The 9,201-nt window shown below is 51.7% G+C and carries 13 protein-coding genes; 6 read left to right on the top strand and 7 right to left on the bottom strand.

The features are described from left to right. The first annotated feature begins 153 nt into the window (after positions 1-153). Positions 154-483 (top strand): arsenate reductase family protein, encoded by a 330-nt coding sequence (locus tag LC334_RS22645; RefSeq protein ID WP_085802581.1) that lies wholly within the window; start codon positions 154-156, stop codon positions 481-483. A gap of 165 nt (positions 484-648) precedes the next feature. On the opposite strand, the gene LC334_RS22640 is transcribed toward LC334_RS22645, so the two are convergent. Further along, a complete protein-coding gene (locus LC334_RS22640; protein WP_085802580.1) occupies positions 649-828 on the bottom strand; it encodes a hypothetical protein in 180 nt (59 codons plus the stop codon). Positions 829-1,467: 639 nt separating this feature from the next. Between LC334_RS22640 and LC334_RS22635 the strand changes: the two genes are divergently transcribed. Then, positions 1,468-1,794, top strand: coding sequence for a hypothetical protein (locus LC334_RS22635; RefSeq protein ID WP_139836562.1), 327 nt, complete (start codon positions 1,468-1,470; stop codon positions 1,792-1,794). A gap of 535 nt (positions 1,795-2,329) precedes the next feature. Here LC334_RS22635 and LC334_RS22630 read toward each other — a convergent pair. The 3 genes from LC334_RS22630 to LC334_RS22620 all read right to left on the bottom strand — a co-directional run bounded on the left by LC334_RS22630 (position 2,330) and on the right by LC334_RS22620 (position 3,949). Continuing rightward, on the bottom strand, positions 2,330-2,707 hold the full coding sequence (locus tag LC334_RS22630) for a VOC family protein (RefSeq protein ID WP_223413133.1): 378 nt from the start codon (positions 2,705-2,707) through the stop codon (positions 2,330-2,332). A gap of 114 nt (positions 2,708-2,821) precedes the next feature. Beyond that, positions 2,822-3,292, bottom strand: a complete 471-nt coding sequence (locus tag LC334_RS22625; protein ID WP_085802576.1) for a hypothetical protein — start codon at positions 3,290-3,292, stop codon at positions 2,822-2,824. A 24-nt stretch (positions 3,293-3,316) separates the two neighbouring features. Continuing rightward, positions 3,317-3,949, bottom strand: coding sequence for a YdhR family protein (locus LC334_RS22620; RefSeq protein WP_085802575.1), 633 nt, complete (start codon positions 3,947-3,949; stop codon positions 3,317-3,319). A gap of 341 nt (positions 3,950-4,290) precedes the next feature. On the opposite strand from LC334_RS22620, the gene LC334_RS22615 reads away from it, so the two are divergent. Beyond that, entirely contained in the window at positions 4,291-4,845 is a 555-nt protein-coding gene (locus tag LC334_RS22615) for a TetR/AcrR family transcriptional regulator (RefSeq protein WP_085802582.1), read from the top strand. Positions 4,846-4,850: 5 nt separating this feature from the next. Here the strand turns inward: LC334_RS22615 and LC334_RS22610 are convergent, their stop codons facing one another. Next, a complete protein-coding gene (locus tag LC334_RS22610) occupies positions 4,851-5,129 on the bottom strand; it encodes a LysR substrate-binding domain-containing protein (protein WP_370737951.1) in 279 nt (92 codons plus the stop codon). 314 nt (positions 5,130-5,443) lie between these two features. On the opposite strand from LC334_RS22610, the gene LC334_RS22605 reads away from it, so the two are divergent. Then, complete coding sequence (locus tag LC334_RS22605) at positions 5,444-5,614, top strand: RSP_7527 family protein (RefSeq protein WP_176237805.1); 171 nt, start codon at positions 5,444-5,446, stop codon at positions 5,612-5,614. A 297-nt stretch (positions 5,615-5,911) separates the two neighbouring features. Here LC334_RS22605 and rpsU read toward each other — a convergent pair whose 3' ends face one another. Continuing rightward, entirely contained in the window at positions 5,912-6,112 is a 201-nt protein-coding gene (gene rpsU / locus LC334_RS22600; RefSeq protein WP_040700433.1) for a 30S ribosomal protein S21, read from the bottom strand. Between the two features lie 314 nt (positions 6,113-6,426). Between rpsU and LC334_RS22595 the strand changes: the two genes are divergently transcribed. After that, positions 6,427-6,627: a hypothetical protein gene (locus tag LC334_RS22595; RefSeq protein ID WP_139836561.1), complete on the top strand. Its 201-nt coding sequence runs from the start codon at positions 6,427-6,429 to the stop codon at positions 6,625-6,627. Positions 6,628-7,169: 542 nt separating this feature from the next. Here LC334_RS22595 and LC334_RS22590 read toward each other — a convergent pair. Further along, on the bottom strand, positions 7,170-8,447 hold the full coding sequence (locus tag LC334_RS22590; protein ID WP_085802571.1) for a Rieske (2Fe-2S) protein: 1,278 nt from the start codon (positions 8,445-8,447) through the stop codon (positions 7,170-7,172). A gap of 270 nt (positions 8,448-8,717) precedes the next feature. Between LC334_RS22590 and LC334_RS22585 the strand changes: the two genes are divergently transcribed. Further along, a complete protein-coding gene (locus LC334_RS22585; protein WP_085802570.1) occupies positions 8,718-8,990 on the top strand; it encodes a beta/alpha barrel domain-containing protein in 273 nt (90 codons plus the stop codon). Positions 8,991-9,201: the final 211 nt, after the last annotated feature.

Below are 9,201 nucleotides of genomic sequence, written 5' to 3'. Positions count from 1 at the left end.
GCTATACGAGTGTCGTGAAGAGGCCCATGTGGCTCTCGGAAGCTTTGCAGCACCCTTTTGAATCGAGGTTGGTAGGGCCGTGCAAGATAGAGCGGTTGCGTCGGGGGAGTTAATGCACGAGTTTGGAAAGCCATCGCCCAAGGAGTTAACGACATGATGATCTATGGCTTGAGCACCTGCTCGATTTGTCAGAAGGCCCGCAAGGAATTAGAAGCCAACGGCAAAGATGTTGTTTTCCGCGATATCCGAGCGGAGCCATTGAACGAAACTGAATTGGCTGAACTGATTGCCGAGTTTGGTGAGCGATTGGTGGATCGAAAATCAAGTGACTATCGAGGGCTCAACGACTGGCTGAAAGCGTCAGAAGCGGAAGCTCAAATCTCAGCCAAACCCAAGGTAATGGCTCGCCCAGTGATACGTGACCAAAAAAAACTATATCTCGGCTGGGATGAGACGGTTCAAAAGGCTTTACTCGCAGGTTGATTGCTCAAAGATTTAGGCGCCCTTCATCGAGATTAAACAGAGTTGTTGCGACGTCGGTGAAAATCAACAATGCGAAAGCGGCCGCAGCATTGGGTTCGACATAAAGTGTCTAACAGGCTGACACTGGTGTGAAAGCGATAATGAACATGAGCCAGGCACAATAAATCAGCGCAGTTTTCGAATTTTCAGCTTGTCTAGTTTTGCTCTGGTCTTGATCGATTCCTCTGAACGCATAAGAGCCTTGGCAATAGCCTTTAGCCCCATCCCCTTTGTTGCAAGCAAATGCAGCTTCTCAATTTCCTCACCAGTCCAAGCTTGGCGGTGGCGTTCGTAACGTTCTGCCATTGGTCTCGATTACCTAATCATTGTGTCTCCGCCTCATAAAGCATGGTCGCGTTATGGGCGCTAGAGTAGTGGCAATATAGATCAAGGAAGACACTGTCGATCGAACCGGCGCTGAGAGCAATACGTCAGCCAGCTTTGCCTGAACTTCAGCCAGCCTGACGAGGCCCTGCACCTGTTCAATCTCTTCTCTCAGATACTCGTATTCATCCATGGTCAGGGGCATGTGAAATTCTCCAAGCGGTGTAACGATAATTTCATATTTTTGCGGTTAGTTGACGGCACTCCAACTGCGCACGGTTGGAAGAAAGAAGTCCCGCTTTTCCAATGGGCGGGGCTTCTTTCAAACTCCCTCGAAATACTCCTTCCTGATGAATGTGACCTCGACACCTTGCGCCTCAATGGCAGCCATGTTCGCAGACACATACGCAGGCTTCGTCCCCAACGCCTTACGTGATCTGGGCCAGGCTAGTTTCGCCCAACTACCGCCTAATTCAACTACTACAATCGCAAGATATGAAGATTGTAGAGACGACTTCGAACCATCTAGTTCTAGAGGACCGGCCAAGGTTTCTAGCAGGTTTCGTGTGGTTTTTGGGCGTGGCTTGCATTTGGTCGTCTCTTAGCGGGCAGACATCCGGCATGGCGGAGACAGTTCTTGTCACTTCGTTGGGTTTCGGGATGCTGTGGATCGCACACCAGTTCTTCCCGTACCAAAGACTGACCTTCAACAAAAAGACCGGAATCTTCACTCGCGTTGTAGCGCGTCTCAACGGGCGCAAAATCACTTCGCATGCGCTTTCAAACATTGAGCGCGCCGCTATCGAAGCGCAATGGAGTGAAGGCACAAGGATGGAGCGGCTTGCTCTCGTGATTAACGGCGAAAAACATCCGCTAGAATTTGGCTTTTACGGTACATCGCGAGGTGGGCTTGTGAAGAAAATCAACACTTGGCTGGCTGAAGCGTGACCTCCTCCATAATACCGACTGATAATATCAGATGTCCGCTTTGAGCCCATAGTTACAGATGCTGCACTACTCATTAATGGCAGAAATGCGAGCGTAATGCGAATTACCCTTTCCGCTTTAAGCAGCCCCTCCCGAACCCCATAATGCTGCGTTATTCATGAAGGACAGCTTTCCGTGAACTGCAGTCATTGGTGTGGTTTGCAGCATTCGATAGTTTTGGGCTCAAGCGGTCGCCGGATGCAACGCAGCATCAAAACGGTCCAAAAGGATTCCCCAATCGTTGACGGCCCATACCAGACATTCAGCTCATCCCAAAATCTGCTTGCTCGCTTCCCGGAAACCGACATTGGTCGATGGCGCAGCATTTTGAATTCGTGAGTGACCGAGTCGCAGACGAAGGGTGAATTCGCTGCGTCTGCGCAAATGGTTGCTTTGCGATGCCTTATATTCGTCATGGTGTGTCTCGTTTCATAATTTGCCGTGCCCAATGCGTTTGTGATCCACGTCAGCCGTGCCTCACCGCTTGTAGGAACGCCTAGGGGGCTTGGATTAGCTCAATATAGTAGCCGTCAGGGTCTTTGATGAATGCGATGGTTTCGTGTTCGCCGGTTTCATCCGGTGCCGCTTTCATCGGGCCCGGGTTTCGGGTGATTTCGACGCCCAGCCCGGCCAGATGGAGGCAGGTCTGGTGTATGTCGAGAACCTCCAGTGCGATGTGTCCATATCCGGTGCCGTGCGAATAGCTGTGCTCGCCCCAGTTACAGGTCAGCTCAATCATTGCGTTGCTGCCGGGATAACCGACAAAGACCAGCGTAAATTCAGCAGCTGTAAAAGTCTCTCGACGCAATTCCTGCATACCGAGTGCATCGCAATAGAAGCGCAGGGACCGATCGAGGTCTCGGACACGGACCATAGAATAAAGAATGGCGTGCGGTGTGTTTGGGGACGTTGACTGAGTGTTCATAATGATGCGCCTGAAGGGTCCAAAGGACGGGGGACAGACACCGCCTGTCCCCGGTAATTAATTTTAGCGGCAGATTTCACCCTGGTAGCGGACCAGCCCAACAAGGTTGTCGTCGTCGCGCAAATCGACAAGGCCATAGCTGTTGAACTGGCCTGAGTAGCCCTTCATCGTGCCGCGTGTGACGTCTGGCTGAATATCGTAGGTGATTTCGATCATGAAGCGCCCCGGCTTGCCCGGCACGGCGGTTAGAATGCCAAGGTCCTTGGTTTGGAACGCCCCGCCATCGTCACGGCCAAAGTAGTGTTCCATGTCCATCTCAAGGCCCGTTTCAGTCTCGCGGGTGGCAGTGATCTTACCAGCCGCATTTTGAACACCGCCGGTCAAAACCGCTGAGATGATTGTGGGCTGACCTTCGCCTTCGCCAAAGAAGTTAGGGATGGCGACACCGCCCATTTCAAAGCAGTCGGCAGCCATTGCAGCAGTTGACGACATCGCAAGGGCCATGATGGCGCCAGAAAGAGAGTTCAGTTTCATGTCATTTCCGTTCAGTTGAAGAGGTTAAAGGTAGTAGGGAGAGTTGAGGCCGCGGCTTGCGGCCTCGGTCACACGGGCATCGAAGACGCGCGTATAAAAGGCCGCGTTCATCGTGGCTGTCGTTTTCGGGAATTCATTGATGGCAAAGTCCAACGCATTTTCGACAGTGTCGAAGGCGTCCAAGCCACCCAGCGTGTTTGTATTGTGTCCGCTTAGCCAGATCTTGGACAACAGTCCCTTTTGCCTGCGCAAGACCGGATTTCGGTCCTGCCATGGTGCGTTTTCAAAGGGAACAGCGACCTGCACTTCGGTGTAAACAAATGCGCGTGGCTCGGTTGTGACCTGCCCGCCAAAATGGGGCGCATCCATAGCCGCGCTGGCCTCTTCGGTTGCCTGATTATCAAAGACCCGCGTTGTTTGCGCCACGCCAAAGTCACGGGCCAGAGCAGGGAAAAAATCCGTGCAGTAAAGCAGAGCATCATCGACGCTCGCAAACCCGTAAAGCCCGCCGACAGAATGGTTGCCCAGCCCGGAAAACCACGTTTTGTCAACAAACCCGGGTTGGGCCGCGATGGCAGCATTCAGCTTTTCCCAAGGGACATCCGTGAAGGGCACGGACGCTTGCAATTCTGTGTAAACGAAGGCGTTGGCAGGCATAGTTTGGTGTTCCTTTTGATTGGATTGCGCAGTTGCAGCTGACCTGTGAACAGTCAGCCCTATTGCCGCGATGGGAATGGCGGCCAGCCCTACGGTAACTTTGCGCCGTGACATTGGCGCAGTTCCACCGGGCGCGTGCCGGGGCACACGTGAAGCCATGTCGTCTTCTCCTTAAGATTGGGGCCACCTACCTTGGTGGTTGTCTTGGGGTGGGTATCGAAATATAACGATCCCTATATATCGCTATTCTGATTGGCGCTCGCCGTCAATCAAATAATATAGTGATCGTTATTTTTGCGGTAAAGGATTGACTTGACTTGAAAAAATCAGAATCAACCAAGATGAAACTGCTAGAGGCGTCGGGCCGGGCGTTTCGAAAAGAGGGCTATTCAGGGATCGGGGTCGACTCAATAGCGAAAGACGCCAGTGTCACGTCTGGCGCATTCTATGCCCATCTGAAATCCAAGAACGATGCCTTCCGGGCAGCACTTGTCGCCGGTCTGGAAGACGTCCTTGCAGCATTGCCCGAGTATCGCAAGAAGCATGGCGCTCAGTGGCCAGCAGCCTTTGCAGACTATTATCTTGGAAAGGGTCACCGGATCGACCTAGAGGGCGGTTGCGCAATGACCAGTCTGACGCCGGACGTGATCAGGGCAGATCCAGCTGTGCAAACCGAATACGCGGAACTGATGAGCCGCATCATCAAAAAGATTGCAGACCACCTGCCGCAGGCGGAGTCAGCGGCTGAACGCGAGGCAATTGCATGGGCGTTCCTGTCGACACTGATAGGCGGGCTTACCCTCTCGCGGGCCGTGGGATCAGGTCCCGCCGCTGACCAGATCGCGCGCTCCAGCAAGGCGGCGGCACTCGACGCCATCGGCTATTCTGCAGGCTAGGAGCGTCAGGCAACAAAGCTGCCGCGGTGCGACTTGCAATACGGGATCAGGATGTCCCGAAAAGCACTTAATTCTCGCGATGGCCATATATCGGGGTGTCCCACCACCCAGATATCTGCATAGTGTTGTGGCGGCAGTAGCGGCACTTGCACCAGACCTGCCGCTGCGCGTCCAAGAAACATCGGCATCCGAGCGACACCCAACCCAGCCTGAGCCGCGCCAAAAATGGCCACCATATCATCAAGCCGCAGATGGACCCGATAGCGGGGAAAGTCAGTTGCAATCCCCTTCGGCGCGTCGGGATAGAAGGAATAGATACCCCATCATGCCTGCCATTCGTACTCCCTGCAGCATCCGACACAAAGGGCTCTGAGCCGACCTTAGAGAAAGTACAACATCCACACGAATTGGGATCGTCTGGGCGGTGTGGACGGGCTCGAACTGCATTCAACCATCGAAGATAGTGCCGATTGTCGGAAGCGTATTCCGTTCGCGCCAAGTGCTGCACGCATAGCGGCTATGGTTTGCTTTTTCTGAAATGATGCACAACTCTTGGCATGAGGGAGGAGACATACAACAAGAAGAAAGAACCTGGATCATGAACACCGAACCAAAATTCACAACGCCGTCTCAGGCTGAGGTCGACCGGATCATTGCAAAAGCACATCGGCTGCGCGGCGAATACATGACGAAATTGATGCACAAGGGTGTTTCAGCAATGGTCAGCGTCTTTACCCGACATCGTAGACCCGCCGACGCCGCCACCTGATTTCTGCTTTCGGCAATGATATCAAGGAACAAAGAAGCAGAACCACGATGCTGGTTCGTTTGCACTCAGAACTCCGTGCGAGCCAGGCGATATCACAGCACGGTTCAGCCATAGGTTTCGACGGCTTCTGCAATAAAAAGTTGGCTGAGTAATGCTATGCGATCGCGGGTGCAATTCTGCAATTAGGAACCTGGATATCTTGGGGTGTCCATTTCAAAAAACCTGCTGATACGTAAAACCCCCGCTGCCATTGAGCAACGGGGGTTCTGTTTTTGCAGCGTCGAGGAATGAATTACATCACCCTTCGCGCTCCAATTTCTTGCGTGCCAGCTTTCGGGCACGGCGAATAGCTTCAGCTTTCTGGCGCGCGTTTTTCTCGGACGGCTTCTCGAAATGTTGCTTGAGCTTCATTTCACGGAAAACGCCTTCCTTCTGGAGCTTTTTCTTCAGAACCCGGAGAGCTTGATCGACGTTGTTGTCGCGAACACTAACCTGCATGTGGTTTTCACCACCTCTCTAGTTTGAAGTTGCAATGATTTGCAGGAGTTCGCCGAATAGCAATCCTGTCCTATCTTGTAAAGAAAATCAGTTGCGAGCTGAGCCGAAGGCAATCGTCATGCGCACAACATCTGCCATCCTGGCAGGATGGTATTAATGTTGGTTCCTGACCCATAAGAGACTTTGATCGGCCTCCTTCAAGCAAAGGAGTAGCTCTGGCATTGTCGACATTCGTTGAACGGCTGGCATAGCGGACCACTGACCGAATTTCAGTTCGGAAACTCCTTGTTAATCGCGATATGGGAAAAGCGCTCATGCTACAGGTATGGAAAATCGAAGTCCCCACGGAAGCCAATGATATCCCCTCGGTTCACGGCTGGGCGCTAGCGCATTCGGCGGACGAAGCGAAATCGCTTTCTGGCTTTGAGAATGCAATCATCCAACAAAAGCCAGAGCATCTTTGGATCGCGCGAGAGCGTGTCATATGGGAACAGCGGGCCGCCGTATCGCGTTGATAAGCTGGGGGCATCGCGGCCCAAATCCGACATTCGCCTTTTCGAGTTTCGACCCTCTCAAATTCCGCAAAGCGGACCTTAGCCGGTGCTGCAGCATTTTGGTCTGGCAAACGGAAAATCTGCGGCCCAAACGAGTATAACTGCACTTGCTTCGATGTCCGTTGTTGACCGTGAAGAAACGCCTCCGGGATGCATGACGGCATTGCATTCTTGTCGCTTGTGTTCAGCTCAATTCCACATATCTAAGCAAAGATATCAGACTTAACGATCTTACGAACTGGAGATTCACCAATGAAAAAGATCGATGTAAAACAAGACTACAAACGGTCAAAGTTTCTGATTATTGCGATGTTGGCGCAGATTATCGTGGTGTGGATTATCATGGGTATCTATTTGGCCTGGTTGAACTGACCGCCAAGGCGTGCACAGGGCTGCGCCGATTCGCTTCCCTAGTATCAAGATGGCGTTAAACTGGGGGCGTGACACCTCGAACTGATATATTGGCGGCGGATAGTATTCACTGATCGGCGTTTTAATGAACTTTAGTTTGAAGACGGTGCCGGGGATTTTTCGAGCGATACGGTCACTTGGTCTCCGTTGATTATTACATCGTACATCTGCAAGTTGCTCAGAGACTTACAAGCACTTGCGCCAGATTTTGGCTCAAATCGAAGATTATGCCACGGACAGGTTACTTCCCCATTGGTCACTGTGCCCAGTGAAAGATCACTTCCTCCGTGAGGGCACTTGCGGTCAAAAGCGATGACTTTTGACTGGCCAATTCGCGCGACGCACACGTCATCAGTTATTGCATACAAAGAATCCTCGGCAAGGTCAGACAGCCTGAAAGAACGCTTTCCCGCTCGAAGCTTATTCACTTTAGCCGACACGTTTGATTGTTTTTTAGCTGCCACACGGGCGCGCCTCCCAAGTCTTTCTCCGATCCACCCAAATCTAGTGCCGACATAGCTCCAGGCTAAATCTGCCGGAAGTCGCGCGAACATTTTGAAGGGACCTGATGCTAGCGCCGAATGAACATAGTGATGATAATGACCATTAGAAAAATTCGGCTTCTCGGTCACAACTCTGAAGCTGATTGCATGTCGCGTTTCATCAATCCTGTTCAACACAGAAGAGTGCAAATGATCGCCCTGAAACACGATTGCATCACCTGCTTGAAGCTCCGGTATCAGTGGTTCGCCAGGATTTTCATCATGCGCTATCGATGCCCCTTCATGTTTGATATCTTGATCAAACGCTTCAGGAAACACAATCAGACCATTACCTTCCTTGATTGGTGCGACTGCAGCCCAGATATTAATCAAATTATCCGGACAGCCCACCCAGCTATCCCGATGGTTGGGGTGTGCAGAGAGTTTGCCGCCACCTCGCGCACCAGAAAACTTCCTTAGAGTTTCTTGGTCTGCAGCAAGGATATCATACGGGACGTGAAAGCGAATGTTTGGGGTGCGTTCATAATAGTAGGAGTTTTGAATACCCAACAAATTACGCGCTACTTGAGAAATCCACTTGTTCGCATTGCCTTGGCCAATTTCGTAAGCGCGGTCAGTAATTTTTGCTATTTGAGCCAGGCTAGCGTGCTTGTGAATAAATTGAATTCCTTCATCTGCTAGTTTTCTTGCAGTTTCTTGGCCGGTTACGTGGGTAATGGCATCGATGGTCGAGGCCTCAATTTCTTCAAACAGACCTAATCTTTGAAGACATGCACGAATGACAAAAACTTCTCCGTTTTGTGTCCTTTGGGCTATATCGCTGGGAATTCGTGCATCTTTGGAAATATCAACGTACGTGGCAGCCATTATTAGACCTTCCTAGTTTACACAAAATAACGCTTAATCTCACTACATTGTTGAATCGCACTTCTGTTTTTTCGTTGATGCAGATCAAATAACTATCGTCACAGAGACAAGAGGTCATTGTATCCCGTGCAAGCCCTGCTTCTCGGGTATCTCCTTTTTGGGGATCGACTTGCACTGCAACAGCTTTGCGACGTCGCCGCGATCCTGTCGGGGCTGTTACTGTCCACATTCGCTATCGAAAAATCGAACCCCAAAAGAAGCACAATTTGAATGACCGTTTCACCTTACAAAGCCCTCTTCACGCAGTTTTCTCTGGGCCATCTGGCCCTGAAGAACCGCATTATCAGCACCAGCCACGCCCCAGCCTACGCCGAGAATGGCATACCCGGCACGCGCTATCAGCTTTACCACGAAGAAAAGGCAAAAGGCGGGCTGTCAATGACCATGTTTGGCGGGGCATCTTCCGGTTCCAAGGATTCGCCGGCATCGTTTGGGCAATTGGATGTATCGAACGACCGCATCATCACACTTGGTCTCCATTGATCATTACATCGTACATCTGCAAGTTGGCCATCCAACCTCAACTCGCCACGGGTGGAGCGGATTATGTCGCGGTATCTGACAGGGACGGTGGGGGCTGCGCTTCAGGGGGACTAGGGAGCTTCTATATCCGCGTGTGTCTTAGCCCCTTAGAACTGTGCCACTATTTGTGTGTCACAGGAGGGATGGGAGATGGCTCGGAAGCGGTATTCGG

This window comes from Roseovarius aestuarii (assembly GCF_019966515.1).
Lineage (GTDB): Bacteria > Pseudomonadota > Alphaproteobacteria > Rhodobacterales > Rhodobacteraceae > Roseovarius > Roseovarius aestuarii.
This window is presented reverse-complemented; position numbering and strand designations above follow the sequence as displayed.

Bases quoted from the DNA above. Each gene is read 5' to 3' on its own strand.
- LC334_RS22595 (WP_139836561.1), top strand. From the start codon at position 6,427: ATGCTACAGGTATGGAAAATCGAAGTCCCCACGGAAGCCAATGATATC.
- rpsU (WP_040700433.1), bottom strand. From the start codon at position 6,112: ATGCAGGTTAGTGTTCGCGACAACAACGTCGATCAAGCTCTCCGGGTT.
- LC334_RS22645 (WP_085802581.1), top strand. From the start codon at position 154: ATGATGATCTATGGCTTGAGCACCTGCTCGATTTGTCAGAAGGCCCGC.
- LC334_RS22630 (WP_223413133.1), bottom strand. From the start codon at position 2,707: ATGGTCCGTGTCCGAGACCTCGATCGGTCCCTGCGCTTCTATTGCGAT.
- LC334_RS22640 (WP_085802580.1), bottom strand. From the start codon at position 828: ATGGCAGAACGTTACGAACGCCACCGCCAAGCTTGGACTGGTGAGGAA.
- LC334_RS22635 (WP_139836562.1), top strand. From the start codon at position 1,468: ATGGCGGAGACAGTTCTTGTCACTTCGTTGGGTTTCGGGATGCTGTGG.
- LC334_RS22615 (WP_085802582.1), top strand. From the start codon at position 4,291: ATGAAACTGCTAGAGGCGTCGGGCCGGGCGTTTCGAAAAGAGGGCTAT.
- LC334_RS22605 (WP_176237805.1), top strand. From the start codon at position 5,444: ATGAACACCGAACCAAAATTCACAACGCCGTCTCAGGCTGAGGTCGAC.
- LC334_RS22620 (WP_085802575.1), bottom strand. From the start codon at position 3,949: ATGCCTGCCAACGCCTTCGTTTACACAGAATTGCAAGCGTCCGTGCCC.
- LC334_RS22585 (WP_085802570.1), top strand. From the start codon at position 8,718: ATGACCGTTTCACCTTACAAAGCCCTCTTCACGCAGTTTTCTCTGGGC.
- LC334_RS22625 (WP_085802576.1), bottom strand. From the start codon at position 3,292: ATGAAACTGAACTCTCTTTCTGGCGCCATCATGGCCCTTGCGATGTCG.
- LC334_RS22590 (WP_085802571.1), bottom strand. From the start codon at position 8,447: ATGGCTGCCACGTACGTTGATATTTCCAAAGATGCACGAATTCCCAGC.